Here is an 18,596-nt window from a genome sequence, read left to right as displayed (position 1 = left end):
AAAAAAGAAAGGAAGGCACCATGACAACAGAAACCATTTGCATGCGTGGCATTACCAAGGTGTTTGCCACCGACGAAATGGAAACTCACGCCTTGCGCGGCATCGACTTGGATATCTTTGCCGGTGATTTTGTGTCGATTTGCGGCCCGTCCGGTTGCGGTAAATCCACCTTGTTGTCCTTGCTGGGTTTACTTGACATGCCAAGCGCTGGCAGCTACCAGATTGAAGGGCATGAAGTCAGCGGCCTGAGCCTGAGTGAAGCGGCCTATATTCGCAATGAGAAAATTGGCTTTATTTTTCAGTCTTTTAATTTAATTGATGAGCTGACAGTGTTTGACAATATTGCCTTGCCGCTGCGCTACCGGCGTCATGCCTTACCCAAAGCCGAGTTGCAGGAACGAGTCATGGCCTGCCTGAAAACCGTTGATATGACGCACCGCGCCAGCCACAGGCCCAACCAGCTATCCGGCGGTCAGCAACAACGCATTGCCATTGCCCGCGCTTTGGTTGGCAGCCCTGCGCTGCTGCTGGTGGATGAGCCCACCGGTAACCTGGATTCAAAAAACGGCGATGCAGTGATGGACATGCTGTGCGAGCTAAATAACAACGGCACCACACTGTGTATGGTGACGCATGACCCGCGCTATGCCGATATGGCCAAACAAAAGCTGCATTTACTGGATGGCCGCATTCTGGATGCAGAAAGCACCCCCGATACTCAGTCAGAGATCAGGCTGCAGCAGGTGGCTGTGCAATGATAAACGCCAGCTTTGCATGGCTGTGGTACAGCTTGTTGCTGCCGCTGGCTTTGATGCTGCTCGCCATACTGTTGTCGTGGCTGGAACCCAGTGATGATCACAACTTCAGCCAGTGATAGCTGCCATTTAAGGATCCAGGCATGATTGCTCTGAGAGATTTCACCACAGCACTGTATGCACTTGGCAAAGCAAAAGGCTACGCCACCACGGTAATCGTCACCCCGGGCACTTTAATTGCTGCTTTTAACCTGAACTACACCTACTGGCAGCGTCTATGCCCTGTCAGGATGAAAAACGGTTAATTGTTTGCCGTGCTGGTCACTCTGTTGCTGGGAGCCTGCATTGCTGGCTTGGGAGTGCGGCAAGTCAACTACTGGGCGTTGAACAGCCAACTGCAAAGCAGTGGTTTGCATATTTCAGCCAAAGTGCGGCAACTGCTGATTATCAGCCAGGTGGCTCTGACGGCGGTGCTGCTGGTGGCTTGCCTGCAGTTGTTGCAGCAAGCACTTGAAATACTGCCCCCCTGACCTCGCTGCTATCGGTCTGGGGCATTATTCGTCACCACGCACTCTATGGGTTCAGAGGACGCTAAGATGCTGCAATTCTGGTTGCATTTCTGTCTGCAGAGTCAAGCGGCACCACTTTTTACCGTTAAAAATTTCGTGCTATTACCCGGCATGACCATCAAGCGGTACGCCAAGAGTTCAGTATCAGCGTATCACACCATAAGCGACACCCACTCGAGGAAGTTAACATGCTAAAACAAACGCTCTACTGGTTACTACTGTCCCTGATCCTGAGCAGTTTTCAGACACTGGCCGATAGCCCGGCTTTAACTGGTAACTCAGAGTTGACCAACAATGCAAAATTTACCGGCCAATGGTACGGTTACATCGCTATGCCCAACTCCGACTTGCTGCTGATTGTCACGCTGGAGCACAGTGACAACCACTGGTCCGGTACCTTTGTGGTGCCGAGCCAGGGGGCAGCCGGCCTGCCACTGGAGAACTTTAGTGTCAGCGACAACCAGATTGCTTTTAGTACCCCCAGTGGCAGCCGTTTTGAAGGGCAACTGGACGACAATCAGCGCCTTCAGGGCACTTTCACCCAGGGCACGGTGCAGCGTGCAGTGAACCTGGGTCGTGAGGTCATCGATCCCAATGCCACCTTCACCCTGACGAGCCGCTGGGGTGACATTGATGTTGAAACCTTTGCCTCTGGCCTGGTCCGCCCCTGGGGGCTGGACTTTTTGAACAATGGCCGCATTCTGGTGACGGAACTACCGGGCAGATTGCGCATTGTCGAAGCGGATGGCAGCCTGGGCACCCCTATTGCTGGCGTACCGGCCGTTAACCAGACCAACCCGGCAGGTTTATTCGATGTGGTACTGGCGCCCGATTTTGCAACTTCACAACGTATCTACCTGAGCTGGGCCAAACCCGATGCAGCTGGTGGCAATGCCGCCAGCACCTCGGTAGCGCATGCCCGCCTGGCCGACGGAGCTTTGCACGATTTCACCGAAATCTTCAGTGCCTACCCGAAAGTACCGGGCTGGCACTACGGCGGCCGGATGCTGTTTTCGGCCGATGGTCAGTATCTGTTTCTTGGCCTGGGCGATCGCGGCGATCAATTGATGCAATCGCAGGAGCTGAATAGTCACACCGGAACCCTGATTCGGATTCATCCGGACGGCTCCGTACCAGCTGACAACCCCTTCGTCAACACTCCCGGCGCCTTGCCAGAAATCTACTCGTACGGCCACCGTAATATTCAGGGCCTAGGGATCCAACCAGGAACCAACCGGTTGTGGGCGACAGAGCATGGTCCTCAGGGGGGGGATGAAGTCAATATCCCTGAGCCTGGCAAGAACTACGGCTGGCCTATCATCACCCATGGCGAAGCATACGGTGGCGGCGAAGTTCCGCTGGCGGTTGGCTTTAAAAAAGAGGGCATGGAGCAGCCGGTCTGGCACTGGACGCCATCGATTGGCGTGTCTGGTATGACCTTTTACCAGGGCGAGCCATTTCCTGCCTGGCAGGGCAATATTCTGGCCGTCGGCCTGCGTGACCGCAATGTCGCCCGGCTAGAGATCGATGGTGACAGAGTCATCCATCAGGAGAATTTGCAACTGAATGACCGCATTCGTGAAGTCAAAGTAGGGCCGGATGGTTTCGTCTACCTGCTGACCGACGAGCAGGGAAATGGCAAAATACTACGTTTGCGACCCGCACAACCACAAGGATAACCCGATGTTTGTTACCCTAGTTGCCCTGCATGTGGCAGCCGCCGTCTCCACCCCGCTGGCAGCACAAACTGCTGCCGAAAGCACCGAAATAGAGCGTCTGGTCATCACGGCTACCCGTACCGCCCGCCCCTGGCTGGAAACCCCTGCTGCGGTGGAGCGTGTCGATGTCGAGAGCCTGACGCCAGGCATGCGCACCGATGCAGCCGAGCTGCTGGAAGGCATGGCAGGCCTGCAAGTCGACACCCGTTTTAACTTTGCCCAGGATACCCGCATTACCCTGCGCGGCTTTGGCGCCCGCGCCGCCTTTGGGGTACGCGGCGTGCGGCTGCGACTGGATGGCATCCCGCTTTCCATGCCTGATGGCCAGGCGCAAACCTCCAGCATTTTGCTGGACGAGCCAAGCAGCGTCGAAGTTTTGCGGGGCCCACTGGCAGCCATTCATGGCAACTCGGCCGGTGGGGTGATTGATCTGCAAAGCCGCCGGCCGCTGCAAAGCACGGTGTCGGCCAACCTCAGTGCTGGCAGTGCCGGGCGCGAGCGCCAGCATCTGCGCGCCGTTTATGCCGGTGAGCGCCAAAGCTTCAGTGGCGATTATGCCCGCTTTCGCACCGATGGCGACCGGCCCTTCAGCGCGGTAAAACGCGATCAATGGGCGCTGCGCTGGTACCGCGATCTTGGTGAGCAGGCGGAGCTGATTCTGCGGCTGGATGACAACGATGCCCCTGTGCTGCAAGATCCACTGGCTTTAAGCCCAGGGCAGTGGCGGGAAAATCCGAGGCAAACCGCCCCTCAGGCAGCGACCTTTGGTACCCGTAAAAGCATTCGCCATCGTCAGCAGTCACTGACCTTACGTTCTCAACAGCAAAGTGCACTGCACTGGTTGGCCGACTGGCAATTCTCTACCTGGCATGGCAAACGGGAAATTGAACAGTACCTGGCGTTTCCTGGCACCGCCATCAGTTCATCCGGAGCGGTGATCGATTTAAGCCGCTCTTTTTATGGCACCAACCTAAGCAGTACGGTGCAACCTTTAGCCGCCGCACCCTGGCAGCTGACGCTGGCACTGGAGCAAGAGCAGCAAAAGGACGAGCGGCTTGGCTTTGTCAATGACTTTGGTAGCCGTGGCGAGCTGCGCCGTGATGAAACGGGCCGGGTCGACAGCCGTAATGCGACCCTGATCAGCGATTGGCAGTTCCTCCCACGCTGGGCCTGGGTAGCCGGTGCCCGCTTTAGCCGCATCGATTTTACTGTGGCCGATCGCTTTATCGTACCCGGCAACCCGGATGACAGCGGCGAGGTTCGTTATCAGGAGCGCGCCTGGAGCTCGGCGCTGAACTTTGCCGTGCGCGATGATCTCAGCTTGTTCGCTGGCACCGGTGTTGGCTTTGAAACCCCGACCTTAACCGAAATGGCGTATCGCAATGAAGGCTCAGGTCTGAACACGGAACTGCTGGCCGCCACAGTGCGCCAGCATGAGCTTGGCCTGAAGCTGCAACGCGAGCGCTGGTTGCTGCAGAGCGCTGTGTTTGTGATTGATACCGACAATGATTTGCTGGTCGATAGAAGCATCGATGGCCGCACCACTTACCGCAATGCCGCCAACACCAAACGTCAGGGCTTTGAAATCAGCAGCCGTTTCACCCTAAGCGATACCCTAAGCTGGCGCACCAGTTACAGCTGGCTGGATGCCAGCTTTGGTCAAAGTGAAGCAGATGCCAATAGTGGCAATCGCTTGCCCGGTTTAGCCCGCAGCAACTTTTTCCAGCAATGGCAATGGCAGCCTGTTAGCAGCGGTGCCTTACAACCGTTGAGTCTGCGCCTGAACCATCAGTACCGTTCGACCGTGCCGGTCGATGATGCCAACAGCACCTTTGCGCCCAGTGCGCATCTGTGGGGCCTGGCAGCACAGACCGAGTGGCAATGGGGCAGCAGCCAACTGGATGCCTGGCTACGGCTGGATAACCTGACCAACAAAGATTACGTCGGCTCGGTGGTGGTGAATCAGGGCAATGGCCGCTCGTTCGAGCCTGCACCTGGCCGACTTTGGATGGCCGGCATCACCCTGCGCTGGTAGGTTTTAGCCGAAGGGCCTGTTTGGTATTGTGCCAGAGTGCCTCGGCCAGTTGTGCTGGCGGCTCTGGCCGTAACTGGCAAAAGTGTTGAAACACCAGCGCCAGCTGGGCCGGGGTATTGATTTGGCCCTGAAATCCGGCCAAGGGCATGGCTGGTGCATCGGTTTCCAGCACAAAGGCACTTAGCGGCAACTGCTCTACCGCACGCCTGGTTTTGCCAGCGCGTTCATAACTGATGGTACCGCCAATGCCCAGCTTAAAGCCAAGCTCGATAAAGGCCTGGCCCTGCTCGGGGCTGCCGGAAAAGGCATGCAAAATACCGCCCTCAGCAAAGTTTTCCCGCTTAATCGCCGCCAGCAGATGCGGTTGGGATTTGCGGTGATGCAAAATAACCGGCTTATTCAGCCGGGAGGCCAGTTCTAGTTGGGCTTCGAACAGTTGTTGTTGCATGGAGAAAGTGTCAGGCGCAAGCGCAAAATCGAGGCCGATTTCGCCAATCGCACAGATTTCGTCCTGCTGCTCACGCAGCATGGTCTCCAGCGCTGTCAGAGCCTGCAGGCTGTGCTGCGCTGCCCACCACGGATGAATGCCCAGTGCAATCTGCCACTCGGGCTGCTGCTGACGCAGCTGAAGTAACGGCTGCCAGGCGGCCTGCTCTACCGCCGGGATCAGCAAAGCCGCTACTCCAACGGCCTGAGCTGCTTGCCAGTGAGCGGCCATCTGAGGAGCCAGCTCGGGCAAATTCAGATGGCAGTGGGTATCGAATAGCATCATGGTCATATCTTTTAGCTTCGAAGTCTGATCTTAGCACACAGCTTCTTCAGCATTAGCAGAACAGCCGTCACTGCCAGTAAATATGCCACCACCAGTAAGACTCTATTTTCAAACCGGCTTACCCTTCGCTCGCCCACAATTTCATAAATAACATCCCCTTGCACAAACCGTTCACCCTGGTAGAGCTCGGTGACATGCACCACCCAAAACTGAGCTTCTTTGGCTTGATAAGTAAAGTAGGTTTCAGGGTAAATGATTTCAAATTGCCCACACAACCAAAGCAGTAACGAGCATAGCAATAGACCACCCACTACCAGCGAGCATCGACTGAGCTTGCTCGTTGTCTGGCTTGTTTGAGGGCTGAACTCTGTTAACGCAGTGCCGTAGCATGCCGATAGCTTGTTGATCACTTCTTCAGAAGGCAAAAACTGACCATTCTCAAGTTTAGATAAGTAAGACTGTTGAATACCAATTTCTCTGGCAGCATAGGCTTGCGTCCAATTTCTGGCAGCACGAAGTCGCTTCAATTCTATTCCTAAAGGCTGCATAACACGATGACTCAGATTATTATTGTTTGGTTGCATTATCGCTAAAAATTCAGGCCAGACCTACCCAATGCCAGCAATTCATAGCAATGAATACCACGAATATCATGAATATCAAAGGTTTGTGATTTACCTTCAGCTGTAAAGCGATATGCTTGGCATGCACTTTCAACCACGGAGATCCATGCAATGAACACTCAATCAGTGCTGCTACTACTGCTTTTTAATGCGATGTTCTTATTCCATTCTACTGCCACTGCCAAGCCGGTTTTTGCGATAAAAGCCGATATTTACCAGCTCGAGCATGCCGTTACAATTGACAGCCAAATAGAACAAACACTTCAATCAATAGACCCCATTCACCAACCCAGACTGTTAGCTGCATTAGGCAAAAGCGCTTTGATTGAAATGGGTACTGACCAGAGGATGACTGCACTGGAAGTGATGAACACGCCTGATGGAGAATATTTTAACGCTGTCATGAAAGTGAAGAACAAAGAAGGGGAAGACTGGGAAACCATTACCTCCTTTCTGCCGAGCATTCCCAGTGGCCAAACGGTGTATTTTAGTCGTACTATTGATGATAGTGTTTGGCTTATTAGGCTCACTGGGACGCGCTATGAGTCAGAACAGCTGGGACGAGAAAGCCTGGCTAACTAATGCCCTTCCTGCAAGGCGGGCACCAATAGGGGTAAGGCTGGAAGCGAGCTCGTTTCCAGTCCCTCTGCTAGCTTAGGGACATAATCGTTCAATATGCCAGTTATTATCGCTTTGATTGCGATACATAAAGCGGTCATGCAGCCGGTGCTCGCCGCCTTGCCAGAATTCAATCTGATGCGGCCGCACCAAAAAGCCACCCCAAAACGAGGGCAATGGCACTTCGCCATGCTCAAATTTGTGTTTGATTTCGGCAAACTTTTGCATCAAGGCCTGCCGGGTGGAAACCGGCCGGCTTTGCTCGGAGGCCCAAGCCGCTAACTGACTTTCTTTTGGCCGGGACAGAAAGTATTTCACCACCTGACTGCTGGGTACCCGCTCGGCGGTACCGTACACAATGACCTGGCGCTCCAGTGGGTGCCAGGGAAAATGCAGGCTGACTTTGGGGTTAGCAGCCAGCTCGGTCGCTTTGCGGCTGCCCAGATTGGTGTAAAACACAAAGCCATCGGCACTGACATCTTTTAGCAAAACCAGCCGCTGCGACGGCTGGCCACTGGCATCGACCGTCGCCACACACATAGCGGTTGGATCCGGCAGTTCGGCGGCTATGGCATCTTTAAGCCACAGCTCGAACTGCTGAATGGGATCAGCATGCAGCTTATCCAGATCCAGTTTGTCTTTGGCATAACTGCGCCTGATGGCATCAATTTTCATTACATCCGCTCCATCACCTCAATGCCCAGCAAATCCAGCCCCTGGCGTAACATGCGGGCGGTTAAAATACTCAGCATTAAACGGCTGGCTTTCACATCTGGTTCAATGCCGTCTTTCAGCATCGGGCAGGCTTCGTAAAAGCTCATAAAAAGACTGGCCAGCTCGTACAGGTAGTTGCACAGCAAGTTAGGCTGGGCATCTTTCATCACTTGCTGCAACGTCTCTTCCAAGCGTAACAGCTTCACAGCCAATTGCTTTTCTTGCGGCTCCAGCAGCTGAATAGTGGCCTGGTAGTCATCGTCAAGGCCAGCTTTACGTAAAATGCTGCGCACCCGGGTATAGGCGTATTGCAGGTATGGGGCGGTAGCTCCTTCAAAGCTCAGCATGGCATCCCAGCTAAACACATAGTCGCTGGTGCGGTTTTTCGATAAATCGGCAAATTTCACAGCGCCAATACCCACTTTAGCCGCTACCTGAGCCCGCTCGTCGTCACTAAGCTCAGACGCTTTTTCCGCCACCACAGTACCGGCGCGGCTAATGGCTTCATCCAGCAGTTCGGCCAGTTTCACCGTTCCGCCGGTACGGGTTTTGAAAGGTTTACCATCCTCGCCCATCATGGTGCCAAACGGGCAATGATCGTAGGCCGTGTCAGCACGCAGCAAGCCGGCTTTACGGGCGGTCAGCTCCACCTGCTTAAAGTGCAGGCCCTGGCGGGCATCGGTAAAGATAATGATGCGATCGGCCTGCAATTCCTGGCTGCGGTACTGGCAAGCGGCCAGATCGGTGGTGGAATACAAAAAACCACCGCCGGTTTTCTGAATAATAAAAGGCGATGGATTGCCTTCTTTATCCGCCAGCTCCTGCAAAAACACCACCAAAGCGCCCTGATCTTCTACCGCCAGGCCGCTGGCTTTTAGCTGCTCGACAATGCCGTGCAGCATGGGGTTGTAGGCACTTTCCGGCTTGATGTCGTCGTGCGTCAGGGTAACGTTCAGTTTCTTATAGACCTCGTCGCTGTGCTTAATCGACGTATCAATAAACAGCTGCCACAGCTTCTGGCAATGGGCATCGCCGCTTTGCAGCTTCACTACATAGTCGCGGGATTTGTCGGCAAAGCCGTCTTCATCGTCAAAGCGCTTTTTCGCTTCGCGGTAAAAGTTTTCCAGATCCGCCAGCGCGACCTGCTCCAGATCGATGCCAGCCGCCAGCTTGTCTTCCAGATGCGCAATCAGCATGCCGAACTGGGTGCCCCAATCGCCCATATGGTTTTGCCGGATGACGGTATCGCCCCAAAACTCCAGACAGCGCACCACCGCATCACCGATGATGGTAGAGCGCAGATGGCCCACGTGCATCTCTTTCGCCAGATTAGGCGCTGAGTAATCCACCACCACCGTTTGAGGTGCATTGTTCTTAGCGACACCCAGCCGAGGGTCCTGAACTGCGGCCTGCAGCTGACTGGCCAGCCACTGTGGCTTTAGGCTGATATTGATAAAGCCTGGCCCGGCAATCTCGGCCTTAGCAGCAATGTCGTCCAACGCCAGTGCATCCAACAATTGCTGGGCCAGCTGGCGTGGGTTGGTTTTCAGGGCCTTGGCCGCGCTCATGGCACCATTGATCTGGTAATCACCAAACTCAGGCCGGGTGCTGACAGTCACAGCCGGGTTGGTATCGGCTGGCACTCCGAGGGTAGCAAAAGCTGCCTGCGTTATTTCGGTCAATAATTGTTTAATATTCATTTGCTTGCCCTGTTAGTGCTCGCGGGTTTTGGTAAACTGGATCTTCGGGTAACGCTCAATCGCCAGGTTCAGGTTGACCATGGTCGGCGCTATGTAGGTCAGGTTATCGCCACCATCCAGTGCCAGGTTTTGGCTGGCTTTCTTTTTAAATTCCGCCATGGCTTTGCTGTCCTCGCTGTACACCCAGCGGGCCGTGGAGACATTGATGCTTTCGTACAGCGCATCGACGTTGTACTCGGATTTTAACCGGTGCACCACCACATCGAACTGCAGAATACCGACAGCGCCCACAATCAGATCGTTGCTGTCGATGGGCCGAAACACCTGCACCGCACCCTCTTCGGATAATTGCACCAGGCCCTTGAGCAGTTGTTTTTGTTTTAGCGGATCGCGCAATCGGATGCGACGGAACAACTCCGGCGCAAAGTTGGGGATGCCGCTAAACTGCATGTCTTCACCCACGGTAAAAGTATCGCCAATCTTGATGGTGCCATGGTTGTGCAAGCCGATGATATCGCCTGGCCAGGCTTCTTCAACATGCTCCCGGTCGCCCGCCACAAAGGTCAGCGCATGCGAGACTTGCACCTCTTTGCCAAGCCGGACATGGCGCATCTTCATGCCTTTTTCGTACTTGCCGGAGCAAATGCGTAAAAAAGCCACCCGATCGCGGTGCTTCGGATCCATATTGGCCTGAATTTTAAACACAAAGCCGCTAAAGCCTGGCTCGTTCGCTTGCACCACCCGGGTATTGGTAGCCCGTGGTTGTGGCGTCGGCGCCCATTCGGTCAGGCCGTCCAGCATATGATCCACGCCGAAGTTACCAAGGGCTGTGCCAAAGAAGACCGGTGTCAACTCACCTTTTAAGAACAGTTCCTGATCAAAGGCATGGCTGGCGCCCTGAACCAGTTCCAGCTCATCGCGCAATGTCTCGGCGAAAGAGCCAATCGCCGCATCCAGCTCCGGATTTGTAAGGCCCTTAATCGAGCGCACATCCTGAATGGTATGCCCCAGGCCGGATTTGTACAAAATCACTTCATCACGCAGCAGGTGATAAACCCCTTTAAATTCCTTACCACAACCAATGGGCCAGGTAATGGGCGCGCAGGCAATATTCAGCACGCTTTCGACCTCATCCAGCAGATCGATCGGATCGCGGATATCCCGGTCCATTTTGTTCATAAAGGTTAAAATGGGGGTATCACGAAGCCGGGTGACTTCCATCAGCTTGATGGTTCGGTCCTCGACCCCTTTGGCAGCATCGATCACCATCAAACAGGAGTCCACCGCCGTCAGGGTGCGGTAAGTATCCTCCGAGAAGTCTTCGTGACCGGGTGTATCCAGCAGGTTGACCAGGCAGTTGTTGTACGGAAACTGCATCACTGAGGTGGTGACCGAGATGCCCCGCTCTTTTTCCATTTCCATCCAGTCGGAGGTGGCAAACTGACCAGACTTTTTGCCTTTGACAGTACCGGCTTTTTGGATCAATTCACCAAATAGCAGCACCTTCTCGGTGATGGTGGTTTTACCGGCATCCGGGTGGCTGATAATAGCAAAGGTGCGCCGGCTGTTGATTTCCTGCTGTAACTGTTGGTTGCTCATTCAATACTCGTTGCGACAATAGCAAAAGACGCAACGGATCGCTGGATCCGCTGCGAAACTTAAAAAATTTGCCGCATTTTACCGCGAATGATGGATCGGGGGAAACCTTATTGTCGGCTTTCACTTAGCCAAACTGGGTAAGATAACGCACCACCTGCTGTTCCAGCCAACTGGCGACCCGGCCCATGGCGTAACCCTGCTCGCAAATTAACTGATAGGATTGCCAATTCAGTGCCCCGGGATGCTTCAGTACCCGCAACTGCTCGTTTTTAAGCTGCTCCATAATTACCGGCTGAGGCAGGCGCGACCAGCCGGCACCACTGATCACCGCATCCCGGATGAGTTCAAACTGGGTTAACGCCAGGTAGTTGGACGCCCCGGATAATTGCGGTACCAGCAAATCATCCTGCAAGTAGGCAGTGGTGACCTGAGTATACTGCTGCAAGTCATCATCGTGCACTAAGGGCAAGCGACAGAGCGCATGCTCAGGGCCGGTTACCATCATTACCCGCAGGCCACCGAGCGGCCGAAATTGCAGGCTTTCGTGCGGTTCATTTTGCTGAGCCAAACCAAAAGCCAGATCCACCGATTGCCAGTCGACCAGCTCAGGCAGTTCTTGCGGCGGTGCCAGATACACCGAAATACCGGTCAGCGGGAACTGCTGCTTTAAGGCCGTCATGGTTTCACGCCAGAAGCGCTCGGGCAGTGCATCGTCGCGCGCAATGCGTAACGTTGATTCAATGCCGCTGCGCTGCTGCTGACAGCGCTGCTCAATTTGACGGGCCGATTGCAGCAACCGGATACAGTCGGGTTTAATGGCCCAGGCAATCGGAGTAGCGGCGAGTTCATTGCCGGAGCGCTCAAATAAAGTCACCGCCAACTCATCTTCAAAGCTGCTGAGCACACTGCTGATGGTGGTACGGCTGCGGCCGAGCTGACGAGCCGCTGCGGCCACCGAGCCCTCTTCCAGCACGACCAAAAATACTTCCGCCTGAATAACTTTCATCAACACCTCAAGCTTAAGCGACGAAAAAGTCGTCGGCTGGCGATTATCCACCTTTATTAATCCTCACATAGAATACCGCCAACAAAGTGATTCAGCAAGAATGGCTAATTATCAAGCAAAGCAAGCTGACGAATACTTTGTCACTTTTTTGCCATAAATCGAGGTTGTTATGTTGTCGCTGAACATCCGTTCGGAGTCATCAATTATCAAGTTTTCTGCTGCCGGTGCCGGTTTCTTCGCCCTGGTAGGTATTGGTTGGGGGCTCTGGGCCCATTCCATGGCCATCGTGTTTGATGGTAGTTATTCACTGGTCAGTTTAGGCCTGTCGCTGTTGTCCTTAATAGCGCTTAGGGTATCCACCTCACCGGCCGATAACCGTTTTAACTTTGGCCGCTTGCCGGCCGAGCCCTTGGCCATTGCTGTCAAAGGGCTGGTGATTTTGTTGGTCTGCCTGGTGTCTTTTGGCGCCGCTGTGCTGGCGATTATCCATGGCGGTCGCGAAGTGGCTGCCGGTAAAGCCATTTTCTTTGCACTGCTCAGTGTACTGCTGTGTTTCTTTATCTGGTGGCGGCTACGTAAAGCCAATACCAGCCTGCAATCGATGTTGGTTGAAGCCGAGCAACATCAATGGTGGATGGATGGCGTGCTGAGCTTGGCGGTGTTGCTGGGGTTTGTGCTGACCTGGTCGCTGCAATTTACTGCCATGGCGCACTGGGCGCTGTATGCCGACCCTGTGCTGGTGATTCTGGTATCCGGTTACTTTATCCAGGTACCGCTCAAGATGCTGAAAAATGCCGTCAATGAGCTCTTGATGGTCAGCCCCTCGGCAGAGCTGCGTAAGCAGGTGTACCGTGAGCTGGAAAGCTTAGGTATTTCACACCGCCAGTGCAAGATGGCCAAAAGCGGTAGTTACCTGCTGCTGGAGGTACGGATTGGTATTGAACGGGTCGAGCAAATGCAAGGGGTGCAACAGCAACTGGAGCGCAAACTGGCAGAACTGCCGTTGGAGCCGGTGATTTGGTTGGATTTTTATTGCAACACCAGGTCATCGGTAGCTGGTCAGTTAAGCTAACAAGTCTAAATTTCCCATAGCGGTTTCTGACTTTGAAAAATCTATGGAGCTTCTCGTAAAATTGAGCAGCTCCAAGATATTTGGGCAAAAAACTTAGGAGGTATACCTCAACTCACGAGAAACACCCCCAAGGCTTCATTTTCCCTCTTTCGTTTTCTCGATACTTTCAAGTATCGCCCTTTCATCAAAAGGAGTTTTAAAGTATTCAAACTGCTCCATCTGAATGATGAATGCTTCAGGTAACTCGCTATAGATACGATAAAAACGTAATGCCTCAGTTGAGTATGCGAGGCCTTCGATTGACTCTATTAATTCCAGAGTCTTCGGCTTCAAGTCTAATTGCTTTGCCAATAGAATGGTGTAGGAGAGCTCGGTTAATTCCGGTCGCTCACACTTGCTTCTAGCCTTAAAACTTACAGCAAGCAAAAAGCTCAACTGAGTATGATCGTCAACTTCCATTAAAGTGTCTATCACGGCTTGCTCTGGTAATGAGCGCTGCAGTGCAGCTTTTTCGCAGCGATCAAATGCCGCAAGATATTTAATTATTTGGTTATTTAACATACTATGAATGTCATCAGCCAGAACCTTCCCAGAGAAAGCAGACAAAATAACGACAAGGCAGAACATTCGCATATAACACAGCATGTCAAAGTCCCCTGCACCCATCTGCAACAGCTCGCCAAAACAAGCTCTGCTGTGGAGTGATACCCCGTTCAAGCCGTCTTAGATTGGCTTGTTGATAAACTCTTGTTCTAACGATGTTTGGTAATGCGGCCATCGCTTGAGCAAACATCTCCCAATCCGTTGTAGTAATATTGTACGAGGCTTGCATACTATTACTTCCAACAAAAATCGTTGCCATCACACCAGCAGGCAAAGCTCTTTCAAGTAGTCTTCCATTTTGATGAATACGTCTTATTTCATTGATAACTTCAAAATCTCTCTCACTCAGAACCAGACTATTAAGATCAGGACACTCCATATCACACCCTTAAATAACAAAATTGCATCAATAATAATACAAAAGCACTTTTTGCACAACCAGTGAAAACCATTTACAATGCGCAGGTTTTGCTTGTAGCTAACGGGGAAGTGCCATGCCTGATATCGTCGTGATGTTTTTTCTGCTAGGCCTGCTGGCAGGCATCTTGCGTTCTGATCTCACCATTCCCAAAGCAGCTTACGATACCTTGAGTTTGTTGCTGATGCTTACCATCGGCCTAAAAGGTGGTATGGCGCTGCATGGCAATCTGAGCTGGCAACTGGTACCAGAGCTTGGCAGTGTTATTCTGATTGGCGCCCTCTTTCCTTTAGTCCTTTATCCGGTATTACGCAGCCTGGTGCGCTTATCCTCGGCTGATAGTGCCAGCCTGGCAGCCCACTATGGCTCGGCCAGTGCGGGTACCTTTGCCGTAGCGCTGGCGTATGCCGAGAGCATGCAGCTGACCATTGGCGCCGAAGTGACCCTTTATCTGGTGATGTTGGAGCTACCGGCCATTATGGTGGCGCTGGCGATTTACCGCTGGCGGCAAAGTGATGGCCCCAAAACCAGCCAAAGTGCACTCTGGCATGAAACTCTGACCAACCGGGGTGTAGTTTTACTAGCGGGTGGTGTGTTGATTGGTTATATGTATGGTCCACAGCAAGGATCAGCAGTCACCGAGCTCTTTACCAACGCCTTTAAAGGGGTGTTGGCACTGTTCTTACTGGAAATGGGCTTAACTGCCGCTGAAACCCTGAACCGCATTTCGCTGCGCTACTGGCGGGTGATCTGTTTTGCACTGATCACACCAGTGGTGTTGGCTGTCTGTGGTGTCTTTACCGGTATCTGGCTGGGCTTACCGGATGGCTCTATTCTGATTCTGGCCAGTCTGACCGCCAGTGCGTCGTACATCGCAGCGCCAGTGGCCATTCGAACGGCCATTCCTCAGGCGGATATCGGCTTATCCTTACTGGCTGCTCTTGGTATTACCTTCCCGCTCAATGTGCTGGTAGGTATCCCACTGTACCTGCAGTTTATTCAGTGGTTGCACTAATTCGTGCTGAACTCTCACTCTTAGCTCACGCTCAGCTTAAGGCTCATTACCAGAGCATCGTCTGCCCCGGCGCTGCTCTGGTAGTAATTTTTGCGCCGGCCTGTCAACTCGAAACCAGCGGATTGATACAGCGCTATGGCCGCGGTATTGCTAGCACGTACTTCAAGCCACACCTGGTGACAATATTGCTGCTTTGCCTGCTGCAGCATATGCTGCAATAAGGTGCGGCCAAAGCCTTTGCCCTGCTCCGCCGGAGCCACCACGATATTAAACAGGCTGGCTTCATCCAATACCTGCTGCGCCAGATAATAGCCACAAAGCTTGTCTTTATCCCACAGCACAAAATTAAAATAGTCCTCTGCAAGGCAGCTTTCAAACAACGCCAAGCTCCAGGGTGCAAAAGCAGCCTGTTGTTCAATGGACAAGATGTCTGGCAATTGGGCAGCCGTCAAAGGCTTAATCGTTAGCATCAAGATAAGGGCTTATACAATGCCATAGCTGGCGTTTTAAAACAGGTGATGTGAGGGAAGACAGTTCCGGGCTAATCAGCTGATGGCCACTGAGCGAACATTCGGTTGAACCAGGTTGTATCGACCAGCGCAGAGCACCAAGTTGCAGCGCCTGCGGGGTCGTAGCAGGCTCTTGCTGCAACAGAACGGCCAGGTCCTGTACTAGTGGATGATTTACCTGCGGACACACGAATATTTCCCCGGCAGAGTCATCTACAGCCATAGCAACTGGTGTTTTGTCTGTCTGAGGTTGAAAGCAGTTTTTAAGCTGTAACGGCTGAATGGAAAGAAGTTGCAACAGCTGACGCTGAGATGAATTAAGCACGTGATTCACCTTTGCCTGTGGCACTATTTGTGCTCAGACCAAAGTGGCAGGGGCAGAGGGATTCGAACCCCCAACCGTCGGTTTTGGAGACCGCTGTTCTACCAATTGGAACTATGCCCCTACGTTTGGTCGCGCCATTATACAAAAGCCGACTGAAAGGTAAAGCAGAATTCATCCTATGCTCCTTTGACTGCATAGAAAACATACACGCTTTGCTAAAAAGAAGAAAGCCCGGCGTGCAACACCGGGCTTGCCTGAGGGAACATCCGTTTTAATCGGACGATTTGGTTTGACGATAACGTTCAAACCAATGGATCACATAAGCCGGTTTAGCCATCAGGTTACTTGGCCTTGCATGCAGTGCATGCGATGCTCCCGGGATCCGCACCATGGCGGTATCAATACCTCGCAGTTGCAGCGCCTGATAATACTGCTCGGTTTCAGAGATAGGAGTGCGATAATCGGCATCACCGGTGAACAGCATGGTCGGCGTAGTCACATTACCCACATAACTGATGGGCGAGTGCTTTAGGTAATGCTCTGGCATCTCCCAGGGCAGCCCCGGGAACCAATACTGGGTAAAGTAGTTGTACATATCGGCATTTAACACAAAGCTGTACCAGTTGATCACTGGATTAATGGCAGCCGCAGCGGCAAAACGATCGGTATGACCAATAGCCCAGGTGGTCAGGACACCACCGCCACTGCCGCCGGTGATAAAGAGTTCCTGTTCATTAATAAAACCACGCGCAAGCACGGCATCGACGCCATCCATCAGATCGTTGTAATCATAGCTTGGGTAGTTGTGATGGATAAGATTCGCAAAATCTTCTCCATAGCTGGTGCTGCCCCTTGGGTTGGTATAAAGCACCACATAGCCCTGGGCTGCCATCAACTGCAACTCCATCGCAAACACCGGGCCATAGGCTGTGTGAGGGCCACCATGGATTTCCAGGATCAGTGGGTATTGCTTGCTGGCATCAAAGCCTGGTGGGTACATCACCCAACCATGGATTTGCTTGCCATCAACCGAGGACTGATACCAGATCTCTTCAACCTGTCCAATGGTCCGCTTAAACAGCAGATCACGGTTCAGGTTGGTCAAGGTACGATTGGTTCGACGATGCTGCATCGCTAACTCGGATGGACGTTCGGTGCTGGCCTGGGTGTACGCAATCAACCCATTATCTGCCACGCTGAATTGACCACCACTGTAGGGCCTGCTGAAGCTGGTACCGCCCAAGTCAGTCACCAGTACGGAGCGGTTCCCACGCAGCGGTTGCTCAGCAACTTTGCCAAGCCCCAGATCATCGTACTGAATATAAAGCCCGCGGCTGTTGCTTTGCCATTGAAAGGCATTGATATGACGATCCAAGTCTTCGGTCAGGTTGCGAACATTGCTGCCATCCAGATTCATCACATACAGCCGATTAGCCTGATGAGCCAGCTTTCTGTCTTCAAACCCAAGGAAAGCCAATTGACGACCATCCGGCGATAACATCGGTTGGCTGGCTGGTCCGGCCGGGTCGTAGATTTGTTCAATGCTGCGATCAGCCAGAGTTAAACGGTAAATAGCAGAATTTAGCGGCGCCCGGTAAGCCGCCTCACGACGATTGGCGGCAAAATACACCGCTTTGCCATCGGCTTGCCAACTCAAGTCACCACTATGATGGTAATCACCCGTTGTCAATTGAATGGCAGAGCCACCTTCGGCAGCCATCATGTAGTGATGGCGATAACCGGATGGTAAATAACCGGCACCATCAGCACGATACTGCATGCTGTCGATATAAATCGGTGCCGGTGCCCAACTGGCATTCGCAGGTTTGCCAGGCAGAGTCACTGGTGGTGGTGCTGACTTGGCAGTAAACATGTTAAAAGATAGCCAGTTGCCATCAGGTGACCAGGCCAGGTTGGCCGGCGCATGCGGCAACTGGCTGATTTGGACCGAACGGCCGGAGTCCAACCAGAGCACATGGATTTGGCCATCCTCTACATAAGCGATCCGTTTCTGATCCGGCGACCAGCGCGGCGAACTGGCATTGCTGTCGGTTTGGGTAAGTGGTTGCATGGCAGAACCATCAGCATTCATGATCCAAAGCGCCATGCGACGCCGATCGGTCTGACGATCAAACCAATTACGCACAAACACAATTTGATCGCCTTTGGCATTGACTTGGGGATCAGTCACCAGTTCTAAGTGAAACACATCATCGTACTTGAGTGGATTGACTTGTTGCGCTATTGCAGTAGACGTCCACAGCAAAAACAACGGTAAAAGGAGTTGAAGGATTTTTTTCATAGTTCGTTTCCTGGGCCTTGGGAGCAGAAACATATTACTCCAGCTGGCGGCGCCAGGAACACGATTTGCGGCTAACTGGAGCAAGAACAAGACGGAGTTGGCCTCAACGCAAAAAGCCCACTCGAATGAGTGGGCTCTTGGCTTTATAAGGTGCCTTCATGCCCCTCGCAGAGCTCGGGGCGTTCTGCCGGCGCCAAGCCAAATTGTTGGCTTGTCGAAATCCCGGCCTCACTGTACTACTCT

The 18,596-nt window shown here is 53.0% G+C and carries 18 protein-coding genes and 1 tRNA gene; 8 read left to right on the top strand and 11 right to left on the bottom strand.

What is annotated here, in order from left to right; genetic code table 11:
* The first annotated feature begins 20 nt into the window (after positions 1 to 20).
* From BLW37_RS18355 to BLW37_RS18340, 5 genes are all read left to right on the top strand, one after another.
* Positions 21 to 758 carry an ABC transporter ATP-binding protein gene (locus BLW37_RS18355; RefSeq protein ID WP_091345517.1) on the top strand — a complete coding sequence of 246 codons (738 nt, stop codon included), beginning with the start codon at positions 21 to 23 and terminating at the stop codon, positions 756 to 758.
* Between the two features lie 140 nt (positions 759 to 898).
* Entirely contained in the window at positions 899 to 1,060 is a 162-nt protein-coding gene (locus tag BLW37_RS18775) for a hypothetical protein (RefSeq protein WP_171907680.1), read from the top strand.
* Complete coding sequence (locus tag BLW37_RS18350; protein WP_091345515.1) at positions 1,061 to 1,285, top strand: hypothetical protein; 225 nt, start codon at positions 1,061 to 1,063, stop codon at positions 1,283 to 1,285.
* A 227-nt stretch (positions 1,286 to 1,512) separates the two neighbouring features.
* Positions 1,513 to 3,003 (top strand): PQQ-dependent sugar dehydrogenase, encoded by a 1,491-nt coding sequence (locus BLW37_RS18345; protein WP_245785790.1) that lies wholly within the window; start codon positions 1,513 to 1,515, stop codon positions 3,001 to 3,003.
* Between the two features lie 4 nt (positions 3,004 to 3,007).
* On the top strand, positions 3,008 to 5,077 hold the full coding sequence (locus BLW37_RS18340; protein ID WP_171907681.1) for a TonB-dependent receptor family protein: 2,070 nt from the start codon (positions 3,008 to 3,010) through the stop codon (positions 5,075 to 5,077).
* Here BLW37_RS18340 and BLW37_RS18335 read toward each other — a convergent pair.
* Together BLW37_RS18335 and BLW37_RS18330 are read right to left on the bottom strand one after the other, a co-directional pair.
* On the bottom strand, positions 5,061 to 5,849 hold the full coding sequence (locus BLW37_RS18335; RefSeq protein ID WP_245785789.1) for a TatD family hydrolase: 789 nt from the start codon (positions 5,847 to 5,849) through the stop codon (positions 5,061 to 5,063). The two genes, BLW37_RS18340 and BLW37_RS18335, sit on opposite strands and share 17 nt — an antisense overlap.
* Before the next feature lie 11 nt (positions 5,850 to 5,860).
* Positions 5,861 to 6,433 (bottom strand): helix-turn-helix domain-containing protein, encoded by a 573-nt coding sequence (locus BLW37_RS18330; protein WP_245785788.1) that lies wholly within the window; start codon positions 6,431 to 6,433, stop codon positions 5,861 to 5,863.
* Between the two features lie 150 nt (positions 6,434 to 6,583).
* On the opposite strand from BLW37_RS18330, the gene BLW37_RS18325 reads away from it, so the two are divergent.
* Positions 6,584 to 7,054: a hypothetical protein gene (locus tag BLW37_RS18325; RefSeq protein ID WP_245785787.1), complete on the top strand. Its 471-nt coding sequence runs from the start codon at positions 6,584 to 6,586 to the stop codon at positions 7,052 to 7,054.
* 72 nt (positions 7,055 to 7,126) lie between these two features.
* Here the strand turns inward: BLW37_RS18325 and pdxH are convergent, their stop codons facing one another.
* The 4 genes from pdxH to BLW37_RS18305 form a co-directional block, all read right to left on the bottom strand.
* A complete protein-coding gene (gene pdxH / locus BLW37_RS18320; protein ID WP_091345509.1) occupies positions 7,127 to 7,765 on the bottom strand; it encodes a pyridoxamine 5'-phosphate oxidase in 639 nt (212 codons plus the stop codon).
* Complete coding sequence (gene argS, locus BLW37_RS18315; protein WP_091345507.1) at positions 7,765 to 9,504, bottom strand: arginine--tRNA ligase; 1,740 nt, start codon at positions 9,502 to 9,504, stop codon at positions 7,765 to 7,767. Before argS ends, pdxH begins: the two co-directional genes overlap by 1 nt.
* A gap of 12 nt (positions 9,505 to 9,516) precedes the next feature.
* Positions 9,517 to 11,103, bottom strand: coding sequence for a peptide chain release factor 3 (gene prfC, locus BLW37_RS18310; RefSeq protein WP_091345505.1), 1,587 nt, complete (start codon positions 11,101 to 11,103; stop codon positions 9,517 to 9,519).
* A gap of 124 nt (positions 11,104 to 11,227) precedes the next feature.
* Positions 11,228 to 12,109, bottom strand: a complete 882-nt coding sequence (locus tag BLW37_RS18305; RefSeq protein ID WP_091345504.1) for a LysR family transcriptional regulator — start codon at positions 12,107 to 12,109, stop codon at positions 11,228 to 11,230.
* A 169-nt stretch (positions 12,110 to 12,278) separates the two neighbouring features.
* On the opposite strand from BLW37_RS18305, the gene BLW37_RS18300 reads away from it, so the two are divergent.
* A complete protein-coding gene (locus BLW37_RS18300; protein WP_091345502.1) occupies positions 12,279 to 13,181 on the top strand; it encodes a cation diffusion facilitator family transporter in 903 nt (300 codons plus the stop codon).
* A gap of 135 nt (positions 13,182 to 13,316) precedes the next feature.
* On the opposite strand, the gene BLW37_RS18295 is transcribed toward BLW37_RS18300, so the two are convergent.
* Together BLW37_RS18295 and BLW37_RS18290 are read right to left on the bottom strand one after the other, a co-directional pair.
* Positions 13,317 to 13,847, bottom strand: a complete 531-nt coding sequence (locus BLW37_RS18295; protein ID WP_091345500.1) for a hypothetical protein — start codon at positions 13,845 to 13,847, stop codon at positions 13,317 to 13,319.
* Positions 13,828 to 14,163, bottom strand: coding sequence for a hypothetical protein (locus tag BLW37_RS18290; protein ID WP_091345499.1), 336 nt, complete (start codon positions 14,161 to 14,163; stop codon positions 13,828 to 13,830). The genes BLW37_RS18295 and BLW37_RS18290 overlap by 20 nt, the downstream gene beginning before the upstream one ends.
* Before the next feature lie 115 nt (positions 14,164 to 14,278).
* Here BLW37_RS18290 and BLW37_RS18285 point away from each other — a divergent pair, with 115 nt between their 5' ends.
* Positions 14,279 to 15,217, top strand: a complete 939-nt coding sequence (locus BLW37_RS18285) for a sodium-dependent bicarbonate transport family permease (protein ID WP_091345497.1) — start codon at positions 14,279 to 14,281, stop codon at positions 15,215 to 15,217.
* A gap of 20 nt (positions 15,218 to 15,237) precedes the next feature.
* Here BLW37_RS18285 and rimI read toward each other — a convergent pair whose 3' ends face one another.
* The 3 genes from rimI to BLW37_RS18265 all read right to left on the bottom strand — a co-directional run bounded on the left by rimI (position 15,238) and on the right by BLW37_RS18265 (position 18,353).
* Positions 15,238 to 15,687 carry a ribosomal protein S18-alanine N-acetyltransferase gene (gene rimI / locus BLW37_RS18280; protein WP_091345495.1) on the bottom strand — a complete coding sequence of 150 codons (450 nt, stop codon included), beginning with the start codon at positions 15,685 to 15,687 and terminating at the stop codon, positions 15,238 to 15,240.
* A 408-nt stretch (positions 15,688 to 16,095) separates the two neighbouring features.
* Positions 16,096 to 16,172 (bottom strand) — tRNA-Trp (locus BLW37_RS18270).
* 150 nt (positions 16,173 to 16,322) lie between these two features.
* On the bottom strand, positions 16,323 to 18,353 hold the full coding sequence (locus BLW37_RS18265; RefSeq protein ID WP_091345491.1) for a S9 family peptidase: 2,031 nt from the start codon (positions 18,351 to 18,353) through the stop codon (positions 16,323 to 16,325).
* Between the last annotated feature and the right edge of the window lie 243 nt (positions 18,354 to 18,596).

This window comes from Alkalimonas amylolytica (assembly GCF_900107845.1).
Lineage (GTDB): Bacteria > Pseudomonadota > Gammaproteobacteria > Enterobacterales > Alteromonadaceae > Alkalimonas > Alkalimonas amylolytica.
This window is presented reverse-complemented; position numbering and strand designations above follow the sequence as displayed.